General features: G+C 58.2%; 15 protein-coding genes. 11 read left to right on the top strand and 4 right to left on the bottom strand.

The window, feature by feature from the left end:
• Positions 1-187: 187 nt before the first annotated feature.
• The 11 genes from TU80_RS08090 (at position 188) to TU80_RS08035 (ending at position 16,907) form a co-directional block, all read left to right on the top strand.
• Complete coding sequence (locus TU80_RS08090; RefSeq protein WP_186355021.1) at positions 188-2,959, top strand: hypothetical protein; 2,772 nt, start codon at positions 188-190, stop codon at positions 2,957-2,959.
• A gap of 92 nt (positions 2,960-3,051) precedes the next feature.
• On the top strand, positions 3,052-4,653 hold the full coding sequence (locus tag TU80_RS08085) for an ABC transporter substrate-binding protein (protein WP_046384705.1): 1,602 nt from the start codon (positions 3,052-3,054) through the stop codon (positions 4,651-4,653).
• 258 nt (positions 4,654-4,911) lie between these two features.
• Positions 4,912-6,540, top strand: a complete 1,629-nt coding sequence (locus TU80_RS08080; protein WP_057004240.1) for an ABC transporter substrate-binding protein — start codon at positions 4,912-4,914, stop codon at positions 6,538-6,540.
• A 363-nt stretch (positions 6,541-6,903) separates the two neighbouring features.
• Complete coding sequence (locus TU80_RS08075) at positions 6,904-8,448, top strand: ABC transporter substrate-binding protein (protein ID WP_411828465.1); 1,545 nt, start codon at positions 6,904-6,906, stop codon at positions 8,446-8,448.
• 169 nt (positions 8,449-8,617) lie between these two features.
• Complete coding sequence (locus tag TU80_RS08070; RefSeq protein ID WP_057004239.1) at positions 8,618-10,012, top strand: OprD family outer membrane porin; 1,395 nt, start codon at positions 8,618-8,620, stop codon at positions 10,010-10,012.
• An 80-nt stretch (positions 10,013-10,092) separates the two neighbouring features.
• Positions 10,093-11,691: an ABC transporter substrate-binding protein gene (locus tag TU80_RS08065; protein WP_057004238.1), complete on the top strand. Its 1,599-nt coding sequence runs from the start codon at positions 10,093-10,095 to the stop codon at positions 11,689-11,691.
• A gap of 76 nt (positions 11,692-11,767) precedes the next feature.
• A complete protein-coding gene (locus TU80_RS08060; protein ID WP_046384710.1) occupies positions 11,768-12,778 on the top strand; it encodes an ABC transporter permease subunit in 1,011 nt (336 codons plus the stop codon).
• A 10-nt stretch (positions 12,779-12,788) separates the two neighbouring features.
• Complete coding sequence (locus tag TU80_RS08055) at positions 12,789-13,700, top strand: ABC transporter permease subunit (protein WP_026139829.1); 912 nt, start codon at positions 12,789-12,791, stop codon at positions 13,698-13,700.
• Positions 13,701-13,710: 10 nt separating this feature from the next.
• Positions 13,711-14,679, top strand: a complete 969-nt coding sequence (locus TU80_RS08050; protein WP_046488134.1) for an ABC transporter ATP-binding protein — start codon at positions 13,711-13,713, stop codon at positions 14,677-14,679.
• Positions 14,679-15,650, top strand: coding sequence for a peptide ABC transporter ATP-binding protein (locus tag TU80_RS08045; RefSeq protein ID WP_057004237.1), 972 nt, complete (start codon positions 14,679-14,681; stop codon positions 15,648-15,650). The genes TU80_RS08050 and TU80_RS08045 overlap by 1 nt, the downstream gene beginning before the upstream one ends.
• Before the next feature lie 825 nt (positions 15,651-16,475).
• The gene (locus tag TU80_RS08035) at positions 16,476-16,907 is read left to right on the top strand and encodes a DUF2087 domain-containing protein (protein ID WP_057004235.1); all 432 of its coding nucleotides are present in this window, start codon (positions 16,476-16,478) and stop codon (positions 16,905-16,907) included.
• A 32-nt stretch (positions 16,908-16,939) separates the two neighbouring features.
• Here TU80_RS08035 and TU80_RS08030 read toward each other — a convergent pair whose 3' ends face one another.
• Genes TU80_RS08030 through TU80_RS08015 form a run of 4 tightly spaced genes read right to left on the bottom strand, consistent with a single transcriptional unit; the run spans position 16,940 to position 23,331 of the window.
• Positions 16,940-19,171 carry a PhpK family radical SAM P-methyltransferase gene (locus TU80_RS08030; protein WP_057004234.1) on the bottom strand — a complete coding sequence of 744 codons (2,232 nt, stop codon included), beginning with the start codon at positions 19,169-19,171 and terminating at the stop codon, positions 16,940-16,942.
• Positions 19,172-19,231: 60 nt separating this feature from the next.
• The gene (gene sbnB / locus TU80_RS08025; RefSeq protein WP_234427220.1) at positions 19,232-20,242 is read right to left on the bottom strand and encodes a 2,3-diaminopropionate biosynthesis protein SbnB; all 1,011 of its coding nucleotides are present in this window, start codon (positions 20,240-20,242) and stop codon (positions 19,232-19,234) included.
• 47 nt (positions 20,243-20,289) lie between these two features.
• Positions 20,290-21,576: a condensation domain-containing protein gene (locus TU80_RS08020; RefSeq protein ID WP_057004232.1), complete on the bottom strand. Its 1,287-nt coding sequence runs from the start codon at positions 21,574-21,576 to the stop codon at positions 20,290-20,292.
• Between the two features lie 3 nt (positions 21,577-21,579).
• Positions 21,580-23,331, bottom strand: coding sequence for a non-ribosomal peptide synthetase (locus tag TU80_RS08015; protein WP_057004231.1), 1,752 nt, complete (start codon positions 23,329-23,331; stop codon positions 21,580-21,582).
• Between the last annotated feature and the right edge of the window lie 39 nt (positions 23,332-23,370).

The raw sequence follows: 23,370 nt of genomic DNA, 5'->3' as shown, positions 1-23,370 counted from the left end.
CCATGCCGCCACCCAGTTATAAAGGCTTCATCCGCCGCCCTACAGCACTCATGTAACTCAACAGCACTTAGAGAAAAACCAAACCACTGAAAGGCGCCATAAAGCAGTGTCGCGTATCGAATGCTATTGCTTCGCGCCAGATAATTAACCTCATGAAACTCATGAATAAAATCAGCCGAGAATAAATATGTGTCCGTCATCCCTACCGCCACTTGCCGTCACTACCAACGCTCCGTTTATCCCGCCTACTCCTGTACATAATCGTCAAAAACGAGAAGTTGAGACCTCAACTTCGTCACAAACTAATACGCCTCAGGGAACGCTTGGCGTTTCAGCGGGCGACACACCGATTAAAGGTCCTACGCCTGAAAACGAATTTGATTTTTCCAAGCAAGTCATTTTTGGATCAGTCTCCCCTTCTCCACCAACGGCGAGCTATACGCAGCGGGAGCGCACGCAGCGCATTGATGCCTATGCCGGGCGCGTCGTCACGCAGACAAATACGATAGAACGTGGTAACGAAGGCGAACGCAACATCAAATTTCAGAAGACTCGCCAGTTCCTCGAACCTGCTGGTTACTTTAGCGGAGGGTTAATGGCGGCCGGGTACGACCCGCATGAAAAAATCACAGTGACGTTCACCTCCTACAAAGGGGTCGGAAAACCCGAGGTGCTGACCGACACCGAAAAACGCACTTACTTTGCATGGGAAATCGCGGCGGGTGCTTTTGCGCACGACAAAGTGCAGCGAGGAGGCCCGCTCAACTTCCAGTTCATGGAGATCGCGCCACAAGACCGCAGCAAGGTCGCCGACTTGGAATTGCACGGGCAGAATCTTCAAAATCATTGGACACATGAAATAGCCAAGCCCATGAGCCACGAGTCGGGAGCACTGGCGATACGTTCAGGGAAAGCAGACGCCTATGTTGTACGGGGCACCTTGCAGAGCCTGGCGAATAATAAAGACAGTTTTGAAAAACTCACGCCTGCCAGCCAAGCGGCCGTAAAGCGTACATTAGAAAATAATGCACAAGTCATTATTCCCAACATCTACGGCTATCCACTGGCAGGCTATGCATTTATTCCTCATACCCCTTTTGACGGCAATTATGAGCATCGGCCCAACAAGGGTTTGATGCTTGATTTGAAGAACGGCGCAGTTCGTGAAATACACGGCGATGCGGATTTTGCCAACTGGGCAAAAGACAACCGGGAAAATGTGCAGCGCAGTTTCAACGCCAGCGACCGGCAAGGCGGCACAGATGCACATTGGCCCAAGGCGGGGGACGTACTCAACAATTTGATTGTCGACCCTCATGCAACCTACCCAGGGTATTCCAGTATATTCGCCGATAAAGCCGTGCCAGTGGCAGAGACATTCAACTATACCGAATCGCGAGGTGGCGATTACCGGTTGAAATACGGCAATCTGGATTCGGGTCTTGCAGGTAAATACCAAGAGGTGAACACAAACAATTCAGTATGGTCCGACCAAACTGAGGTGTTTGGTTCCACGCAACAAAGCTGGAAGGCTGCGAAGGACTTTTGGGGTAATACTTTCGGTTATATCCCCGTCGTCGGCAACGCAGGCAATATTTTTTTCGGCGCCCATGACTCGATCTATGGCATGACCGCCAATGATCGGGTTGGCGGCACTGCCGCAGCGGTGATATCAACTCTGCAACTGGGACACGAACTTGCGACAATAGGGCTGGAGTCTGGTTTAGGTAAGACCCCGGTCGTTGAACGCTACAGCTGGGAATATAACGAGCGTTCGAACGACATTGATTTGGTGCGAACCCCCAAGGTATCGAGCAATGACGCTGAAGTTCCGCGTTCCCATACTCTAGAGCCTGAGGTCAACTTGTTGCGCCCCAGCGAATCGGAGAATATCAGCGAGCATGCAATGCCGAACGGTGAGCAACTTATTGAACATATCCAACCCAATGCGAAAGGTATTTATCAGGTCAAGAATAAAACCAGCGGTGAGGATCAATGGTTTATCCGCTATACCGACGGCACAGGTTCGAGCAACGTGTATGAGATCAGAAGCGATTTCAAACTCAGCGACAATTATGTTCAAGTCATTAACCCAGGCACTCGCAAACCCGTGCTGACGGTCCATGCTGCAGGTGCTGGGCAGTGGAAGTCCGCGAGTGGCGATGGCGGAGTGAAATGGCCATGGCAGCGCTCGCCTTCGCCAACCCCCAGCACCGAATCAACATCCACCCCCAAGTTCTCAGAGCGCTTTGTTGATGATAAGGGCTCGAAAATTCTCGGCGCCGAGAAGTTTGACGACTACTTGAACCTGGACGAAAGCAAAAACTACCGATTCTACGACGACGTGTACGAAGAAGGCTCAAACATAAAAAGAAAACTGTCTGTTTCCTGGACAATCGACGACGGTAATTTCGCCGTCACCGAAGGAGAGAGAGCCAAACCTGACACTGGATACTCCGAAAGTTTTGCGCCTGACTTGAACCGAGAAATTTACTCCATCATAAAAAGAGAGAATGGTCATATCGTGCGAACCGAACTTGATTTCAGGGGAGGCGAAGCACATGAAACCATACAAAGCAGGCTGGCCGTACTTGAAGAGACTATTCCCGACGCTGATCTGAGAGCGCGTATTTCAGAGGTGGCTCACCAAGGCGCCACGCATCCAGCCTATCTGGAATTAATGCCACCGCAACTTAAAGACAACTACGGTGTTTCGGCAGGTCAAAAACATTTCATCATAGAGTATGATCCTTCACTGAATACGCACACGGTCAAGGCCACGACCAAATGGGTTCTTAAACTCAGAACCGAAGACGGCACAGTACCTAATCGAGACTTGGATATCACCAGCACGCGGGCATTCACGATACGTGAAAGTAATGAACTGAGTGGTGACACTTACACCATCGACCCGTCCGCGCCAACCCTGATTGAAGTGTCGACGCCAACACATATATAAGTGAGCCCCTACCTGATAAACCTGAACGGCGGTAACCTCGGGGACCGTCGTTTTCGTTTGGGCAGCCATATGCCGCCACTTCAGGGGTCTCCATGGAAAGAACCATCTTCAAACCGCTGCTCCTCGCTGCCGGCCTGCTGGCCTTTATGCCCATGGCCCAGGCGGCCAGCACCCTGGTCTACTGCTCCGAAGCCAGCCCCGCCGGCTTCGACCCCAGCCAGTACACCAGCGGCACCGATTTCGATGCCTCCGCCGAAACCGTGTTCAACCGTCTGACCCAGTTCAAGCGCGGCGGCACCGAGGTCGAACCCGGCCTGGCGACCCGTTGGGAGGTCTCCAACGACGGCCTGACGTACACCTTCCACCTGCGTGATGGCGTCAAGTTCCACACCACCGATTTCTTCACGCCCACCCGCGACTTCAACGCCGATGACGTGTTGTTCACCTTCAACCGCCTGCTGGATGCCGACAGCCCGTTTCGCAAGGCCTACCCGTCCGAGTCGCCGTATTTCACCGACATGGGTTTGAACACCACGATCAAAAGCGTCGACAAACTGGACGAGCACACCGTGCGCTTCAGCCTGAACAACGTCGATGCCTCGTTCGTACAGAACCTGGCAATGAGTTTCGCCTCGGTGCAATCGGCCGAGTACGCCGCGCAACTGCTGAAGACCGGCAACGCCGCAGACATCAACCAAAAACCGGTGGGCACCGGGCCTTTTGTGTTCAAGCGTTACCAAAAGGACTCGCAGATTCGCTACGTCGCCAATAAACAGTATTGGAAACCCGAGGATGTGAAGCTCGACAACCTGGTGTTCGCGATCACCCCGGACGCCGCGTCGCGCCTGCAGAAACTCAAGGCCGGCGAATGCCAGGTCAGCGGTTACCCGCGCCCTGCCGACATCGAGGTGATGAAACAAGACCCCAACCTGCGCGTGTTGCAGCAAGCAGGGTTCAACCTGGGTTTTCTGGCCTACAACGTGACGCATCCGCCGCTGGATCAACTCAAGGTGCGCCAGGCCCTGGACATGGCCATCGATAAACCGGCGATCATCAAGGCCGTGTACCAGAGCGCCGGGCAACTGGCGCAGAACGCATTGCCTCCGGCGCAGTGGTCTTATGACCCGACGATCAAGGATGCCCCCTTCGACCCGGCCAAAGCGCGGGCGCTACTAAAAGAAGCAGGGGTTGCACCCGGTACGACCATCAACTTGTGGGCGATGACCGTACAACGCGCGTCCAATCCGAATGCGCGAATGTCAGCACAAATGATCCAACAGGATTGGGCCAACATCGGCATCAAGGCCAACATCGTCAGCTATGAGTGGGGCGAATACATCAAGCGCGCCAAGAATGGCGAGCACGATGCGATGATTTACGGCTGGACCGGCGACAACGGCGACCCGGATAACTGGCTCGGCGTGCTCTACAGCTGTGCCGCGGTGAAGGGCAGCAACTACGCCAAATGGTGTAACCCGGCCTACGACAAGCTGGTGCAACAGGCCAAGGTCAGCAGCGACCGCGAGCAGCGTATCAAGTGGTATCAGCAGGCACAAAAAATCCTTAAAGAACAAGTACCTATAACGCCTATTGCGAACTCGACGGTTTTCCAGCCACTTCGCAAGGAAGTGCGGGACTTCAAAATCAGCCCCTTTGGCCTGACGCCGTTCTACGGCGTGAGTCTCGATAAGTAACAGCAACGCCCCAATCGAGTGCATAACACGCCTCGGTTGGGCCTTTTTAGTGCTCGTGCGGCACCGAAAAAGCCCTCCAAATGTACGCATTTATGTCGAAACTTTCATATTTGCGACATTCTTGTACGTTCGTACCACTCTTTCATCCTTGCAACCGTTCAGCATCTTGCAATGGGTATGGCCCCTGCATAAGTATCCGCAGGCCGACTCACGAGGTCGCCCTCACTACCAAAAATGACAACAAATCATGAGGCCAACATGCTTAAACACGCAGTCATTCCGTTACTTGTTAGCGCTGGCCTTATGGCCGCAGCGCCTTTCGCCCAAGCGGCGACTAACCTGGTGTTCTGCTCCGAAGGGAGCCCGGCCGGTTTTGATCCAGGCCAGTACACCACCGGAACAGACTTCGATGCTTCGGCCGAAACCATGTTCAACCGTCTGAGCCAGTTCGAACGTGGCGGCACCGCCGTCGTTCCTGGCCTGGCCACCAGCTGGGACGTGTCCCCGGATGGCCTGACGTACACCTTCCACCTGCGCGAAGGCGTCAAGTTCCACACCACCCCGTACTTCAAGCCCACTCGCGAGTTCTCGGCCGACGACGTACTGTTCACCTTCAACCGGATGATCAACAAAGACGATCCGTTCCGTAAGGCCTACCCCACCGAGTTCCCGTACTTCACGGACATGGGGATGGACACCAACATCAAGAACATCGAGAAAGTCGATGCCCACACCGTCAAGTTCACCCTTGGCACCGTGGACGCCGCCTTCATCCAGAACCTGGCGATGAGCTTCGCGTCGATCCAGTCGGCCGAGTACGCCGCGCAACTGCTGAAAAACGGCACGCCGCAGGACATCAACCAGAAACCTGTCGGCACCGGCCCGTTCGTGTTCAAGAGCTACCAGAAAGACTCGAACATTCGTTACACCGGCAACAAGGACTACTGGAAACCTGAAGACGTGAAGATCGACAACCTGATCTTCGCCATCACCACCGACCCGTCGGTGCGTATCCAGAAGCTCAAGAAAAACGAATGCCAGATCACCCTGTTCCCCCGTCCGGCCGACCTCAAGGCACTGGGCGACGACAAGGACTTAAAACTGCCCAACCAGGCCGGTTTCAACCTGGGCTACATCGCCTACAACGTCATGCCGGTGCTCAAGGGCCAGACCGCGCCTAACCCGCTGTCCGACCTGCGCGTGCGCCAGGCGCTGGACATGGCGGTGAACAAGCAGCAGATCATCGACTCGGTGTACCAGGGCGCGGGCCAATTGGCGGTCAACGCCATGCCGCCGACCCAGTGGTCCTACGACACCACCATCAAAGATGCCCCGCACGACGTGGCCAAAGCCAAGGAACTGCTCAAGGAAGCCGGGATCAAGGACGGCACCGAGATCACCCTGTGGGCCATGCCGGTCCAGCGTCCGTACAACCCGAACGCCAAGCTGATGGCCGAGATGCTGCAGAACGACTGGAAACAGATCGGCCTGAAGGTCAACATCGTCAGCTACGAATGGGGCGAGTACATCAAGCGTTCCAAAGGCGGCGAGAACCAGGCCATGATCATTGGCTGGAGCGGCGACAATGGGGACCCGGACAACTGGCTGAACGTGCTGTTCGGCTGCGACTCGCTGTCCGGTAACAACTTCTCCAAATGGTGCGACAAGAAATTCGACGGCATCGTGAAAGAAGCCAAGGCCACCTCGGATGTGGCCAAACGCACCGAGCTGTATAAGCAGGCGCAACACATCCTCAAAGATGCAGTCCCGATGACACCTATCGCGCACTCGACGGTGTATCAACCCATGCGCAACACCGTACAGGACTTCAAGATCAGCCCGTTTGGCCTGAACTCGTTCTACGGCGTGAGCGTGAGCGGCAAGTAAGGAACGATGGCGGCGACGTTTCATAACGTCGCCGTTATTGCATCCGCCAGGCCAGTAGGAAACAGACCACATTCGCGCTCGCTGCCGTCCTACGGCAATGAACTTCGATTCGCGGCTCCGTTGCCTACAAGGTCAGTCAGATTTTGCGCATTTACTGCGAAGTCCTCGACCCCTAACGTCGTAGGACAGCAGAGGCTCCAATCTGATGGGCACTTGCTGTGCGTGGAATCAGTGATGTCCCCCTGGCCGTATGCCGGGGGGATTGCTCGCTGATGACAACTACAAACAAGGATCGGGATCGTCATGCGCCATACCACCGTTCTATCCGCAATTTTTGGCACCAGCCTGCTGGCTGTGGCCACGATGGGCCACGCCGCCGAAAAAAAGAGCCTGGTGTTTTGCTCTGAAGGCAGCCCGGCGGGCTTTGACACCGCGCAGTACACCACCGCCACCGACAACGATGCGGCCGAGCCGCTGTACAACCGCCTCGTTGAGTTTGAAAAGGGCGCGACCAGCGTCGTACCGGGGCTGGCAACCAAGTGGGATATTTCGCCAGATGGCCTGACCTACACCTTCCACCTGCGCGAAGGGGTGAAATTCCACAGCAATAAAGAGTTCAAGCCCACGCGGGACTTCAACGCCGACGACGTGTTGTTCACTTTCAACCGCATGCTTGACCCCGACCATCCATTTCGCAAGGCCTACCCCACCGAGTTTCCGTACTTCAACGGGATGAGCCTGAACAAGAACATCGCCAAGGTCGAGAAAACCGACCCGCACACCGTGGTGATGACACTGAACTCGGTCGACGCGGCGTTCGTGCAAAATATCGCCATGAGCTTTGCCTCCATTCTGTCGGCCGAATACGCCGAGCAGTTGCTCAAGCAGGGCAAGCCCAGCGACATCAACCAGAAGCCGATCGGCACTGGCCCGTTCGTCTTCCAGCGCTACCAGAAAGACTCGCAGATCCGTTACGCCGGCAACAAACAGTACTGGGACCCGAGCCGGGTCAAGCTCGACCAGTTGATCTTCGCCATCAACACCGACGCGTCGGTGCGCGTGCAAAAGCTCAAGGCCGGCGAATGCCAGATCACCCTGCATCCGCGTCCGGCGGATGTCGACGCTCTCAAGGCCGACCCCAAGCTGCAACTGCTGACCAAGCCAGGTTTCAACCTCGGCTACATCGCCTACAACGTGCGCCACAAACCGTTCGACCAGCTCGAAGTGCGTCAGGCGTTGGACATGGCGGTGAACAAGCAGAGCATCCTCAACGCCGTGTACCAGGGCGCGGGGCAACTGGCGGTCAACGCCATGCCACCGACGCAGTGGTCTTACGACGACAGCATCAAAGACGCCGCCTACAACCCGGAAAAAGCCAAGGAACTGCTCAAGGCCGCCGGCGTGAAGGAAGGCACCGAGATCACCCTGTGGGCGATGCCGGTACAACGGCCGTACAACCCCAACGCCAAGCTGATGGCCGAGATGCTGCAGAACGACTGGGCCAAGATCGGCCTCAAGGTCAAGATCGTCAGCTACGAGTGGGGCGAGTACATCAAGCGCACCAAGAACGGTGAGCACGATATCAGCCTGATCGGCTGGACCGGCGACAACGGCGACCCGGACAACTGGTTGGGCACCCTCTACAGCTGCGACGCCATCGGCGGGAACAACTACTCCATGTGGTGCGACCCGGCATACGACAAGCTGATCAAGCAAGCCAAGGTCGTCACCGACCGCGAACAACGGACTGTTCTGTACAAACAGGCACAGCAACTGCTCAAAGCGCAGGTGCCGATCACGCCAGTCGCCCACTCGACGGTCAACCAGCCGTTAAGCGCCAAAGTCGAAGGTTTCCAAGTGAGCCCCTTCGGCCGCAACGTGTTCTCGGGCGTCAGTATCACCCCATAAGAAAATAACCGGATTGCGGGGAGTGGATAACACTCTCCGGCAAACTTGCAGCCTTCTGTTGGGAAATTTCCTACAGCAAACGTTTGCAAATGCTTGAACGAGTTACACACCAATAGCCGGATCACCTAAAAGACCGGCATAAAAAAAGAGAACCAAAGGAGCTTCACCCATGAAACTGAGCAGCAAAGCGCTTCTGGCCCTGGCCATCAGCAGCATCACGGCGACCGCTTACGCGGAAACCCAGAGCCAGGACTTCGTTCCCACCACACTGGCCGGCACCAGCGCTCAAAGCGAAGCCAAGGGTTTTATCGAGGACTTCAGCCTGGGCGGCACCACGCGTAACTGGTACTCCCATGAAAGCAAGTACCGTGGGGGCACCTTCGAGTACAAGAAGCACGGCGAAACCCGCACCGACCGCAATCGTACCAACTGGGTACAGGGCACCATCCTCAACGCCAGCTCGGGTTTCACCCAGGGTACCGTGGGCGTCAAGACCGAATTGGCGGTCTACAACGCACTGGTCCTGGACCGCAGCAAGCGTGACATCAAGGGCGGCTCCAACCGTACCCTGGCCGACTCCAACGGCGATGCAGTCGACCAGTGGAGCAAACTGGGCCTGGCCAACGTGCAGTTCCGCGTCTCCAACACCACCCTGACCGCCGGTCGCCAGAACTTCAGCAGCGGCATCGTCGATACCATCGGCAACCGTGCGCTGCCTTCGAGCTTCGAAGGGGTGAGTTTCAACAGCGAAGAGTTCAGTAACCTGTCGTTCCAGGGCGGCGTGTTCGACCGCGTTTCGCCACGTACCGAACAGAGCCTGTCGAAATTCCGCAGTGAATACGGCAACGGCGCTGAAACCGACAAGGTGTCGACCCTGGGCCTGAACTACCAGCCGCTGAAAAGCCTGAAAACCAGCATCTTCGCCGCCAACGTCAAAGACTTCTGGAACCAGTACTACTTCGGCGCGACCCATGAACTGGGCGACAGCTCGGTATTGGGCCTGACCACCGGCCTGAACTACTACAAGACCGTCGACGAAGGCAAAAAGTTGATGGGCGAAATCGACAACGACACCTACTCGCTGTCGCTCGGCCTGACCCATCAGGCGCACAGCCTGACCTTCGCGTACCAGGAAGTGAACGGTAACGAGTACTTCGACTACCTGCACGAAACCAACGGCATCTACCTGGCCAACTCCCTGACCTCGGACTTCAACGGCCCGAACGAGAAGTCCTTCCAGATCGCCTACGCCATCAACATGGCCGAATACGGCGTGCCAGGCCTGAAGTTCAACGCTTACTCGGCGCGCGGCTGGGGCATCGACGGCACCCACTACACCGGCAACGGTGGTCGGGCCAAGTTCGCCTATGACGGCATCCAGAGCCAAGACGGCGAAAAACACCAGGAATACGGTGTAGGCGCCTCTTACGCAATCCAGAGCGGCCCACTCAAAGCCACGGCCATTCGTGCGACCTACGTTGAGCACCGTGGCAGTGAGTTCCAGTCCGACGGCAGCATCAAAGAGTTCCGTTTGGTCACCACCATCCCGTTCAACATCCTTTAATCAGCGCCAGGTAGACGGCGGGCTCAGGACGAGCCCGCCCTCTATGCTCGTCTGGTCCCATCGATTGCAGAGGGCTCCGAATGAACATGCTCCCGTTACAAGCTGCCATTGCCGCTGCGCTGTTGAGCGTGGCGGTCGGCATTTCGGCCAAACCGCTGGTGGTCTGCACCGAAGCCAGCCCGGAAGGTTTCGATCCGGTCCTGTACACCACGGCCGTCACCGCCGACGCCGCCGCCGAAACCCTGTTCAACCGCCTGGTGGACTTCAAGCCCGGCACCACCGAAGTGATCCCGGCGCTGGCCAAGGCCCTGCCGGAAATCAGCGCCGATGGCCTGACCTACACCTTCCACCTGCGTGACGACATCAAGTTCCACACCACCGACTACTTCAAACCCACGCGCAACCTGAACGCCGACGACGTGCTTTGGAGCTTCCAGCGCCAGCTGGACCCGAAACACCCGTGGCACACCAAGTCCAACGTGGGCTACCCGTACTTCGAAAGCATGGGCTTCAAGGAACTGCTCAAGAGCGTCGAGAAGACCGACGATCACACCGTGGTCTTCACCCTGACCCGTCCGGAAGCACCGTTCCTGGCCGACCTGGCCATGGCGTTTTCGTCGATCCACTCGGCCGAATACGCCGACCAGTTGCTCAAGTCCGGCAAGACCGATGACCTCAACGCCAAGCCGGTCGGCACCGGCCCGTTCATCTTCACCCGCTACGCCAAGGACGCCCAGGTGCGCTTCAAGGCCAACCCGGACTACTTCCGCGGCAAGCCGCCGGCCGACCCGCTGATCCTGGCGATCACCACCGACAACAACGTGCGCCTGCAGAAGCTCAAGGCCAACGAATGCCAGATCGCGCTGTATCCGAAGCCCGACGACATCCCGAGCATCAAGAAAGACCCGAACCTGAAGATCGATGGACTGGCGGCCATGACCACCAGCTACACTGCCTTGAACACCACCCACAAATACATGAGCGACGCGCGGGTGCGCCATGCGATCAACATCGCGTTCGACAAGGCCGGCTATACCAAAGCACTGTTTGGCGAAGGCAACGCAGTCGTGGGCACCGGCCCGTATCCGCCAACGCTGCTGGGCTTCAGCGACAAGCTGAAAAACCCGCCACGTGACCTGGACAAGGCTCGCGCCCTGCTCAAGGAAGCCGGCGTGCCGGAAGGCACCGAGTTCACCCTGTTCACTCGCGCCAACGGCGGCCCGACCAACCCCAACCCAATGATGGGCGCCCAGCGTATGCAGGCGGATCTAGCCCAGGTTGGCCTGAAGGTCAACATCAAGGTCATGGAGTGGGGCGAGATGCTAAAGCGCGCCAAAGCGGGTGAGCACGACATGGTTTCCGCAGGCTGGGTAGGTGATAACGGCGACCCGGATAATTTCCTCACGCCCAACCTGAGTTGCGATGCGGCCAAGAACGGCGAAAACTACGCCCGTTGGTGCAATAAGGAATTTCAGGACCTGATCGACAAGGCGCGAGCCATCGCTGAACCCACCCAGCGCGCTGCACTCTATGAACAAGCACAGGACATTTTCGACAAGGACCAACCATGGCTTCCCATGGCTTACCCGAAACTGTTCGCCGCTATGCGCAAAAACGTAGAGGGCTTTACCCAAAGCCCTCTAGGTACCAATAACTTCGCCACCACCCAGGTGAAGTAAATAAGAAGAACGCTCGACACCGTCGACGTTGACGGTGTCGAACCTGCCTAACCGGCTGATTGAGGTACACCACAAGATGTTTAGTTTTATTGCCCGCCGATTGGGGTTATTGATCCCCACCTTCTTCGGCATCACGTTGCTGACGTTTGCGTTGATCCGCATGATTCCAGGCGACCCCGTAGAAGTCATGATGGGCGAACGCCGGGTCGACCCCGAGATGCACGCACAGGCAATGGAACGCCTTGGCCTTAACAAGCCGTTGTATGCGCAGTACCTGGACTACATCGGCAAGCTGGCCCAAGGCGACCTTGGCGAATCCCTGCGCACGCGCACCAGCGTGTGGACCGAGTTCACCGCACTCTTCCCGGCGACCCTGGAGCTGTCCATGGCCGCCCTGTTGTTCGCCGGTATCCTGGGCCTGTTGGCGGGGGTGATCGCGGCCTTGAAGCGAGGATCGCTGTTCGACCATGGGGTGATGGGCATCTCCCTCGCGGGCTATTCGATGCCGATCTTCTGGTGGGGCCTGATCCTGATCATGTTCTTCTCGGTGAGCCTGGGCTGGACCCCGGTTTCCGGGCGTATCGACCTGCTCTACGACATCGAGCCGCGCACCGGCTTCATGCTGATCGACACCCTGCTGGCCAACGAGCCAGATGCGTTCTGGGACGCCCTGCACCACCTGATCCTGCCGGCCATCGTGCTCGGCACCATCCCGCTGGCGGTGATTGCGCGGATGACCCGTTCGTCGATGCTCGAAGTGTTGCGCGAAGACTACATCCGCACCGCCAAGGCCAAAGGCCTGTCGCCGGCGCGTGTGGTGTTCGTGCATGGCCTGCGGAATGCGCTGATCCCGGTGCTCACCGTGGTCGGCCTGCAAGTCGGCACCCTGCTGGCCGGTGCGGTATTGACCGAAACCATCTTCTCGTGGCCCGGCATCGGCAAATGGCTGATCGAAGCCATTGGCGCGCGGGACTACCCGGTGGTGCAAAACGGCATCCTGCTGATCGCCTGCCTGGTGATCCTGGTGAATTTCGTGGTGGATATCCTCTACGGCTTCGTCAACCCACGTATCCGTCACCAGCGCTGAGATCATGACCATGACCACACCTACTCCAGTGTCAGCAGTCGATCAGAGCCTGCTGTACCCGTCGCCGTACAAAGAATTTTGGCAAGCCTTCTCCAAGAACAAAGGTGCGGTTGCCGGCCTGCTGTTCATGTTGCTGATCGTGTTCTGCGCGCTGTTCGCCCCGTGGGTGGCGCCGCATAACCCCAGCGAACAATATCGCGACTTCCTGCTGACCCCGCCGTCGTGGCTGGAAGGCGGGCAGATCCAGTTCCTGCTCGGCACCGACGAACTCGGCCGTGACTTGCTCTCGCGCTTGATCCAAGGCTCGCGCCTGTCGCTGCTGATCGGTTTGTCGTCGGTGGTGATGTCGCTGATTCCGGGCATCCTGCTCGGGCTGTTCGCCGGGTTCTTCCCGCGCCTGCTCGGCCCGACCATCATGCGCCTGATGGACATCATGCTGGCCCTGCCATCGCTGCTGCTGGCCGTCGCCATTGTCGCGATCCTCGGCCCTGGCCTGATCAACACCGTGATCGCCATCGCCATCGTGTCGCTGCCGTCCTACGTGCGTCTGACCCGCGCTGCGGTGATGGGCGAACTCAACCGCGACTACGTGACCGCCGCCCGCCTGGCCGGTGCCGGCCTGCCGCGCCTGATGTTCATCACCGTGCTGCCCAACTGCATGGCGCCGCTGATCGTGCAGGCGACCTTGAGTTTCTCTTCGGCGATCCTCGATGCCGCCGCGCTGGGCTTCCTCGGCCTGGGCGTGCAACCGCCAACGCCGGAGTGGGGCACCATGCTGGCTTCGGCCCGTGACTACATCGAACGCGCCTGGTGGGTCGTGAGCCTGCCGGGTCTGACCATTTTGCTCAGCGTGCTGGCAATCAACCTGATGGGCGACGGCCTGCGCGACGCGCTGGACCCGAAACTCAAGAACGCCGCCTGAGGAGATTCCCATGTCACTGTTAGAAATCAAGAATCTCAACGTGCGCTTCGGCGACAAGACCGCCGTGCCGGTGGTCGATGGCCTCGACATTTGCGTCGACAAAGGCGAAGTCCTGGCGATCGTGGGCGAGTCGGGCTCGGGTAAATCCGTGACCATGATGGCGCTGATGGGCCTGATCGAACACCCCGGCATCGTCACCGCCGACGCCCTGAACTTCGACGGCAAGGACATGCTCAAGCTGAGCAACCGCCAGCGTCGGCAGATCGTCGGCAAAGACCTGGCGATGGTGTTCCAGGACCCGATGACCGCGCTGAACCCCAGCTACACCGTGGGTTTCCAGATCGAAGAAGTGCTGCGCCTGCACCTGAAGATGTCCGGCAAGCAAGCGCGCAAGCGTGCCATCGAACTGCTGGAAAAAGTCGAGATCCCCGGCGCCGCCAGCCGGATGGATGCCTACCCGCACCAACTGTCCGGCGGTATGAGCCAACGCGTGGCCATCGCCATGGCGATTGCCGGCGAGCCGAAGTTGCTGATCGCCGACGAACCGACCACCGCCTTGGACGTGACCATCCAGGCCCAGATCATGGACCTGCTGCTGGCCCTGCAGAAAGAGCAGAACATGGGCCTGGTGCTGATCACCCACGACCTCGCGGTCGTCGCGGAAACCGCCCAGCGCGTGTGTGTGATGTATGCCGGCCAAGCCGTGGAAGTCGGCCAGGTACCGCAACTGTTCGACATTCCGGCGCACCCCTACAGCGAAGCACTGCTCAAGGCGATTCCGGAACACAGCCTCGGTGCCGCGCGCCTGGCCACGCTGCCCGGCATCGTGCCCGGCCGTTATGACCGCCCGCAAGGCTGCCTGTTGTCGCCGCGTTGCCCCTACGTGCAAGACAGCTGCCGCCAGACCCGCCCGGGCCTGGACCCTAAATCGAACAGCCTCGCGCGCTGCTTCTACCCCTTGAACCAGGAGGTGGCGTAATGGCCGTCGTTCTTACCGCCCGCGACCTGACCCGTCACTACGAAGTGTCCCGAGGCCTGTTCAAGGGCCACGCCACCGTGCGCGCCCTCAATGGCGTGTCCTTCGAACTGGAAGCCGGCAAGACCCTCGCCGTGGTGGGCGAGTCGGGCTGCGGCAAATCCACCCTGGCCCGTGCGCTGACGCTGATTGAAGAGCCGTCGTCGGGCTCGTTGAAAATCGCCGGCCAGGAAGTCGCCGGCGCCGACAAGGCGCAGCGCAAGCAATTGCGCAAAGACGTGCAGATGGTATTCCAGAGCCCGTATGCCTCGTTGAACCCGCGGCAGAAAGTCGGCGACCAACTGGCTGAACCGCTGCTGATCAACACCCACCTGTCCGCCGCCGAACGCCGCGAAAAGGTCCAGGCGATGATGAAGCAGGTGGGCCTGCGCCCTGAGCACTATCAGCGCTACCCGCACATGTTCTCCGGCGGCCAGCGCCAACGGATCGCCCTGGCCCGGGCGATGATGCTGCAACCCAAAGTGCTGGTGGCGGATGAGCCGACCTCGGCACTGGACGTGTCGATCCAGGCCCAGGTGCTCAACCTGTTCATGGATTTGCAGCAGGAATTCAACACCGCCTACGTGTTCATTTCCCACAACCTCGCGGTGGTGCAACACGTCGCCGACGACGTGATGGTGATGTACCTCGGGCGCCCGGTGGAAGTCGGCCCCAAGGGCGACATCTACGCGCGCCCCCTGCACCCGTACACCCAGGCGCTGCTGTCGGCCACACCGACCATCCACCCGGACCCGAACAAGCCGAAGATCAAGATCGTCGGCGAGTTGCCCAACCCGCTGAACCCGCCGTCCGGCTGCGCTTTCCACAAGCGCTGCCCGTATGCGACGGCGCGGTGCAGCAGCGAGGAGCCGCAGTTGCGGGAGTTGGATAACCGCCAGGTGGCTTGCCACTATGCGGAGCAGTTCGTCGCCTGAAACGAGCGTCGCACTCCCCTGTGGGGGGCGCGGTGACACAGCGTTCTACAGCCCTTCCCGTCAGGTTGCGCATCAGCCTGGCGGGAGGGGCTTTTTTTTGCGTGGATTATTTGTTGCCGTCGTCGTAGGTTTCACTGTCTTCGCCGTCGTTATAAGGGTTTTCCGCATCCTCCTTGGGCGCGGGTTGGGCCTGCGGCTGCCAGCCGCCGGAGTTGACCTCCTTCTGTTTCTTCTTGGTGACGGGGCCGGTGTCTTTCCACTAGGGCGCGCCCGCGCCCGCCAGGGCCGTCAGCACCAGGGCGGCCAGCAACACCAGAGGGATTACGCGTTGAGCCATTCGCACGGTGGTCTCCTTTACAGTCGGTGAATACACACTAAACCCGATGCCGACTTCTCGCCAACCACATGCCTGCTGGAGACCAAAAATGTGGGAGTCCCCGCCAAATCTTCGACTTAGCGCTGTCGCGCAGAAAACTGGGGCACCTATAAAATTCCAAGTCGAATGTTGCGGATTTTGGCGGCTGAGGGGATCGTTCCCACGCTCTGCGTGGGAACGATCTTTGAATGTGAAACTCCAGGTTCAATTGAGAAATTTAATCTTTTAAAATCAGCAATTTATTTTATGTTTGATAAGAGGCAGCTTGAGTTGTAATTGAAGCATTAAACAAGCCCCTTCTACCTCGATTGCGCATCAGTCGAGGCAGAAGGGGTTTTCTTTTGCGGGCAGCCCCACGCAACATTGCACGGCAGCCGCCATACTGGCTAACTCGTGTCAGGCACACACGCTAAACTGCGGGAACCTTTTCATACCCAAGGAGCAAAACATTGGACAAGGAACTTCCAACGGATTTTGAACAGTTCGTCGAGACTCTTACGCGCTTGAGCAGCAAGAACGGTTTGACCCTGGGACGGCTGAGTCGTCAGGAGCTGGCGGTCATGCTCTTGTATATAAGCGCCGCGCTCAAACCCGGCGAACGCCATAGCGAGCGCGACGCGACCGCGCAGCTGGATCAATGGAAAACCCAGTACGCCCCCATGCTGCGCAGCGATGTGGTGGAGCTGCGGCGTACGCTGATTGACGGCCATTACTGGATGCGGGAACCCGACGGACGCGGTTATGAACTCGATTCAGCCATTTCCGGCCATCCACTGTTCATCCGCCTCATCGAGGAGCGTCTGCAACTGCGCATCGCCGAGCAACTGCTGACGGCTGCCCGCGCCCGCGAGGAGCGTAAGAAAGCAGCGCTGCAAGGCTGAGGAGACCAGGGAGGAGCGCTCCCTGGTATGGTCTATTGCACTCTGACGAACACGGCCTGCTCGGTAAGCGCATTCGCGGCGTGAAGCTCGGGGGCCCATCGGACAAAGTTGCTCAGTACCCGAACCTGTCCGGTACTCGGCAGCAGCAAGTGCATGTAAAGCCCGCTGTCGAACGAAGGGGCGACGACATCGTCAACGAACACCCGCAGAACCGGCTGACGCAAAACAATGCCGCAAGCACTCAACCGTGAATTGCGTAACAGCAGATAGTTGTCATGGCTATCGAGCACCGACGGCTGGACAAGTGATGTCGCGACACGATCGTACAGAGCCGCCTCACTGCAGCCGCCCACATCGTCGACCGCCATCAGCCGGGCGTTTCCTTCGACGACGTAGTGCACCAGAAATCGCTCGCCCTGCAGAACGCTAAAAGCGTGTTTCAAAAAAGTCACGATCCAGGCGACGGTCTGATCGCTACCACTGACCATGCACTCGGGCCGGCTCAGCACTGTCTTCGTCTGCTCACCGGTGTTCACCGGCAAGGATCCGAGATTCTGTGGGTCCAGCCACGCGACCCAAGCCTGCAAGCGGGCCTCGGCCGCCTTGAAGTGCGTCGCCGACTCCATCGATAACCCGGGCTGCGGCACCGCAGGACTCTGCGCAGGCAGGTGGGAACTGAATTTGAAGCAGTCAATGATCGAGGCGGGCAACTCAGCGTCATCACCGTGCAACAGTTGATGCTTGACTGCCGCATTGAAGCCGTCCAGATACCCGAGGATATTGCCCTGCTCCATTCCCTGGCGATGAAGGTAAAACAGACTCCACTGCTCAAAGCCGAATTGCGGCAACCATGTAGAGTGTTGAGCGGTGAGAAAGAACCGCTCGGTGATGGAGGCGGCCAGTTCGCTGTTCATCGTGTCATGCGACCAGTCGAAGCCCGACCCGGTGATGCCGTATTTTTCTCGGTCATTCCAGATGGGCGTCAACGGGTCGCAGTACCAGACCTGTGCACGGAATGTATCCGGCCGAAAGGTTTCGATGAAGTCCAGGCTCTCTTGCACCGTGTCGAGGGTTTCCCCTGGAAAGCCGATGATGAACGAGGCGTGAGTCGCAATGCCCACCGAGCGGAATGCGTTGATGGCCTGTTCATAGTTTTTGCGGCGTGACGTTTTGCGCATCAGCGCAAGCATCTTGTCGGAAGCCGACTCGATACCCAGAAAAACCCCTTCGCACCCTGCGCGCGCCATCAGCGCGATGGTTTCCGGATCGCCCTGATCAGAGCGGTAGAAGGAGTTCCACTTAAAGTTGTACTGGTTGTCGATCATCATCTGCATGATTTCCCGGAATCGCTGTTTGGGCACATTGAATGTGTCATCCAGAAACGTCAGCGTATCCACGGTGCCAATCGCCTTCACCGCGTCCAGTTCGCGTTCTACATCGCTGGTGGACAGGTAACGGTACTTGCCGGCGCGCTGGGGAAACCCGCAGAACGCACAGGCGTACGGACAGGATTTAGCTGTACGCGTGGACAGAAAACGCCCGATGCCGCGCGGTTCGAACAACCTGTAATTGACGAAGTTCTCCTTCAGCTCGTTGTATTCCGGCTCATCCGCACCGAACACCCATGTATCGCCGTCGAGCGCTGCCGTGCGGCTCAAACCGATAACCGAACGGTTCTGGTTGAGCGCCTCCAGCACCTGGCGAAGCGTGTCTTCGCCTTCATTGCTGTTGATATAGATATCGCCGCCAAGAACACTCAGGTAATCACCTAGCATCTCGCGATCGTGCGCCTTGAACAAACCACTGATATAAGGGCCGCCGATGATGATCTGCACCTGGGGAGCGCGGGCGCGCACAAAGTCGACGATTTCCTGCACCGGATGGGGCATCACATAGAGGGTCGTGGTGATGACCACCGTGTTGATCATGCCGGACGCCAGTTTTTGCCCCAGGACGTCCTTCTCGTTCTGAAACAGATTGACGTAGTCAAAGGCGAGGCCGTGCTTTTCGAGATAGGTCCCCAGCACCATCACCACCGGCCACAGAAAGTCGGCATTGTTCAGGTTCAGGTTTGCCAGCCCCTGCCGCTCACGTGTCTTGTTCAGCACGCCCAATGCGTGAAACCGCGAGCCTTCGTAATTGACAAACGCCAGGCGTAAGTCACGTTTCGCTGCCGCCTCAGGTGCTAGTTGATCGAGCATCTGACAATAGTCGTCAAACGAGAAATCATTGAAGCCGATGATCATGCATTTTTTGTTCTGCATCGGGTCACTCCTCCCTGGAATGGAACGTGCGAAGGCTCGCGTCTATGCGCCTTGAGTCGTTCAGCCGTGGGACACGGCCCAACGTCGCGTATCGGGAATGAAGTCCGCGATATTGGTATAGGCACCGGCCGCCAGGCACTTGTCGACGAAAAGTTGTCCCACCACTAGGTCCAGAACCCCCAGCCCGAATGGTGAAAAAATCAGCGAACGCGAGCGGTCAATCAAGCTCGGGTTGTTCAGGATGTGCGCGAGCGTGCCATGCACGAACGAGCGGTCGCCGTATTTCAGTTCCGCCAGATGGGGCGAGGTATTGGCCTTCATGCAATGTTCCACGTCATCGAAGACGTTGAACGCCTGCCAGATGATGTCCGGGCTGATATCGCGCAGCGAGACATTCAAAATGATCTGGCCGGGGGCGAAGGCATCATCTCCCGACACGTAAGGCGTACCGGCGTTGGTGGCGAAAACAACGATGTCGGCAGCGCTGATCGCAACCTTCCAGTCCTCGACGAAAAGCGCTTGCTGGCCCGTCCCCGCTTCAACGTGGTGACAAAGCTCGGTGGCCGACGCTGCGTCCAGATCGCAAACGGTGACCTGATCGAACTTCCAGCCATCGGCCATGAAAAAATCAAAGATCGCGCGGGAGATGACTCCGGCGCCGACGAATGTGATTTTCAGTGCTTTCTTCGGATCCGCCGCCAGCGCCCGCGCGGCGACCACCGCTGAAGCCGCCGTTCTGGCCGAACTGATTTGCGAGGCTTCCAGGCAAGCCACCGGGTATCCCGTTTCGTAATCGTTGAGCAGCAGGACGGCCGAGGCGCGCTGCAGATTGCGCTCAATGTTCTTCGGGTAACTGGCAATCCACTTGATGCCCGAAATGGGCGTGTCATTGGCAATCGCAGCAGGCAGGGCAATGATCCGATCCGATTGACGCTCCTCGAACCTCAGGAAATAGCTGTCGGGGTTGTTGGTCAGGCCAGCGTCGTGCTGCAGGTAGGTCTCTTCGACCAGACGCAGAATGTCTTGGCGCAACGCAGGCATCAGGTTGGCGATCTGCGAACCGGAAACCACGGTCAATGCATGGGATGACAGGTGTTGGGAGTCTTTCATGGGAGGTCTCATTGAATGGCTTCGTGTTTTAAAACCGCTGTGTCACGAGCGCTTACTTCGGCCTCCAGGAGACAGAATTGATCTAACGTTTCGTTCAGCAGGTGTTTTAGATTCAGCATGTTTTCAGGTGAAATTCGGTCGGCCTGGTATTGCAGCTTGATAAAGCACTGGTCAGCCGTGACAGGCACCCACATGAACAGCGGCCACGGCTGATAGTCGGGCAGCTGGACCTGGGAGACGGCGACGCCTTCCAGGTCCCAACCTTCAAACGGGCTTTCGGCACCGATATGAATCGGCAGGCTCTGGGTGATGTCAGATTCGGCCATGATTTCGCCGATCGAAAGACCGACGCTGTCGAAGGTTTCGTAGAGGGAATCAGCGACATTGAGAATGTGAGTCTGCAACGACAGTTTCGAATCAACACGTACCCGTAATGGAATGCGCGCAGACAGATAGGTGACAACGGTTTGCGTGCCCTCCGTCCAGCGCGGCGTCACATTGGTCTGAATCAACAAATCGTTGCTGGCGCAAAAACCTGCGAGAGCGATGGACGCCGCTGCGGTGTAAACCACAAAGGGAGTGACATCCAGCGCATGACAGAGTCGGTTGATGGCCCCATGGACTTCGGCACCTGGGGTCATCACATCGAAGGTCGATTTGCCTTGCGCACTCTCGCCGGTCAGCAAGTCCGGAATCAGGGGAATCTTCGCGCCCTTGAGATACTCACGCCAGAACTGCGCCTGGCGCTGATACTCATCATGTTCCAAAGGCATTGCCAGCGTTTCATGATCGAAGCTCAGTGGCTCCAGCAACGGTTCCGGCGCGACGGATATCGCGCCGTTGTAGGCGGTCGCCAGATCGTCGAGGATCACTTCCAGCGACCATGAGTCGACAACGATGTGGTGAATGATCAGCGCAAACAAATGACGATCATGTCCGAGCTTTTTCAGATAGGCCTTGAACGGTATGTCCACCTTCAGATCAAGCGGCCGCCGGCACAGGTCCTCGATACAGTCCTCCAGCCGGGATAACTCGAACGGCTCGCTGTCTACGCTCAGTACATCGCGTACCGGTGCTCCGGGAAACCGTCGCGCACCCTCGGGTGTTTCGTGGAAGTGCGATCGCAACTGTTCGTGGCGATTGACCACCGTATCCACCGCGCTGCTGAACTGCGCAATGTGCAATGGCCCGTCCAGCACAAACCCGATGCTTACGCAGGCTGTTTCCGTAAGATCGTAAGCGCTCGATGCACTCCAGTAATAGCGTTGATAAGGATTCAATCCTTTGCCCGTCATCACCTACTCCTTGATCAGACAGGCCATTTGCGCCAGTGTCGGAGCGCCAAACACGCGCTTGAGATTGATCTGAATACCACTGCGTTTCATTAGTGCGACGAGACGCATCGCTAGAAGAGAGTTGCCGCCCAGGGCAAAGAAGTTCGCCTCACGGTTATCGATCGGACGACCAAGAATCTGCGCCCAGATCAACGCCAGGGTTTCCTCCTGAGGGCTCATGGCCTCGGCCGCTCCGCCTTCGTCGGTCACCTCGCCCAACTGCGCGATCAACGCAGCCCGATCGACTTTGCCCGCCGGATTACTCGGGAGCTCATCCAGAACCAGGATGCGCGCAGGCATGAAGTAAATCGGCAACTCGGCGCTGATTCTGGCCCTCAGCTGCGAACCATCAACCTTGTCCGACGGGGTGACAAAAAGCGCGATGCTCACACCCGAGTTGTCAGCATCGACGCAACAGACATGGCAACTTCGAACGAGCCCTGTGGCCGTGGCGCAGGCCTCGATCTCCGCAAGCTCGACGCGGTTTCCGTTGATCTTGAGCAGATCGTCCTTGCGGCCCTCGAATAGGATGTCTGCGTTCACATCGCGCCTGGCGAAATCGCCAGTGCGAAAGCTCAGGCTGTCATCACCGTCCAGACCACGGACAAACCGTGCGTCACTCAAGTCCGGATTGTCCAGATAGCCCAAGGCAACACTCACTCCGCTGATGTAGATCTCGCCGAGTTCGCCATCCGGTACTTCTTCCAGCGTCTCGTCGAGCAGGCGCACCGTGACGTTTGAAATTGCCTGACCAATATTCGCGGGTGAGGTCTCGAGGTTGCAGAGTTTGACCGTTGTCGCGACGGTTGCTTCGGAAGGCCCGTAGGCGTTGATCAGTCGGGTTCGGCCCGCCCAGTTTGCAATCACTTGCTTGCTGCACCTCTCGCCGGCCACGATCAATGTACTCAGGCTGATCGGCAGCTCGGCCGGCAACATCGACACCAGTGATGGCGGCAACGTGGCGACGTCGATCCGACGATTGCACAGCAAGTCTTGCAGGCAGTCGAAGTCCCGCAGTTCATGGTCGCTGACCGCGACCAGACAGCCGCCGGCAAACAGGGTCATGACGATTTCGGCGATGATCGCGTCGAAACACACAGGAGAAAACATCAGCACCCGAGTGCCCTGCGTGATGCCGTATGGCAATGCATGACGCGCAAGGTTAGGGATGCCCCGGTGCGAAACCCGTACCCCTTTCGGTTGCCCGGTAGAGCCCGAAGTGAAGATGACATACGCCAGGTCTTGTGGCATTATCCGCGGTGGCTCGAAGTGCAGGGACTGCTCGGCATCGCGAACCTGACCGAGGGTCACGACCTTTTCAGCGGCCAGAGCGCGATTGTCGCCGACCCTGTACCCGTCAGGGACCAGAACCAGCTTCGCAGTGGCAGCGTCCAGCTGGACGGACAAGCGCGCTGGCGCGGCGTCCAGATCCATCAGAACGAAGGCTGCGCCGCTCTTCATGACGCCCAGCAAGGCCACCAGCAAATCCTTGCCGCGCGGACAACCAATGACAACTATCGCGCCGGCACCAATCGCGTGGTGTGCCAGATAGGCCGCGATCCGCTGACTGTCTGCGTCCACTTCGGCATAGGTATATGAAACACCGCCATCTTCCATGGCGAGTGCATCCTTGAGATCGTGGCTGACGCGGGCCCATTGATCGAGAAAGATCTGTGTTTGCGCGATACCGCTCGGGGGAAATTGTAGTTGTGACAAGCTAGGTTCCTTCCGCTCTGAGAAAACATCAACCAATGC

The organism is Pseudomonas veronii (genome assembly GCF_001439695.1).
GTDB lineage: Bacteria > Pseudomonadota > Gammaproteobacteria > Pseudomonadales > Pseudomonadaceae > Aquipseudomonas > Aquipseudomonas veronii.
Note: the sequence above shows the minus strand (reverse complement) of the source record. Positions and strands in the feature narration are given on the sequence as shown.

Bases quoted from the DNA above. Each gene is read 5' to 3' on its own strand.
- TU80_RS08090 (WP_186355021.1), top strand. From the start codon at position 188: ATGTGTCCGTCATCCCTACCGCCACTTGCCGTCACTACCAACGCTCCG.
- TU80_RS08085 (WP_046384705.1), top strand. From the start codon at position 3,052: ATGGAAAGAACCATCTTCAAACCGCTGCTCCTCGCTGCCGGCCTGCTG.
- TU80_RS08080 (WP_057004240.1), top strand. From the start codon at position 4,912: ATGCTTAAACACGCAGTCATTCCGTTACTTGTTAGCGCTGGCCTTATG.
- TU80_RS08075 (WP_411828465.1), top strand. From the start codon at position 6,904: ATGGGCCACGCCGCCGAAAAAAAGAGCCTGGTGTTTTGCTCTGAAGGC.
- TU80_RS08070 (WP_057004239.1), top strand. From the start codon at position 8,618: ATGAAACTGAGCAGCAAAGCGCTTCTGGCCCTGGCCATCAGCAGCATC.
- TU80_RS08065 (WP_057004238.1), top strand. From the start codon at position 10,093: ATGAACATGCTCCCGTTACAAGCTGCCATTGCCGCTGCGCTGTTGAGC.
- TU80_RS08060 (WP_046384710.1), top strand. From the start codon at position 11,768: ATGTTTAGTTTTATTGCCCGCCGATTGGGGTTATTGATCCCCACCTTC.
- TU80_RS08055 (WP_026139829.1), top strand. From the start codon at position 12,789: ATGACCACACCTACTCCAGTGTCAGCAGTCGATCAGAGCCTGCTGTAC.
- TU80_RS08050 (WP_046488134.1), top strand. From the start codon at position 13,711: ATGTCACTGTTAGAAATCAAGAATCTCAACGTGCGCTTCGGCGACAAG.
- TU80_RS08045 (WP_057004237.1), top strand. From the start codon at position 14,679: ATGGCCGTCGTTCTTACCGCCCGCGACCTGACCCGTCACTACGAAGTG.
- TU80_RS08030 (WP_057004234.1), bottom strand. From the start codon at position 19,171: ATGCAGAACAAAAAATGCATGATCATCGGCTTCAATGATTTCTCGTTT.
- TU80_RS08020 (WP_057004232.1), bottom strand. From the start codon at position 21,576: ATGACGGGCAAAGGATTGAATCCTTATCAACGCTATTACTGGAGTGCA.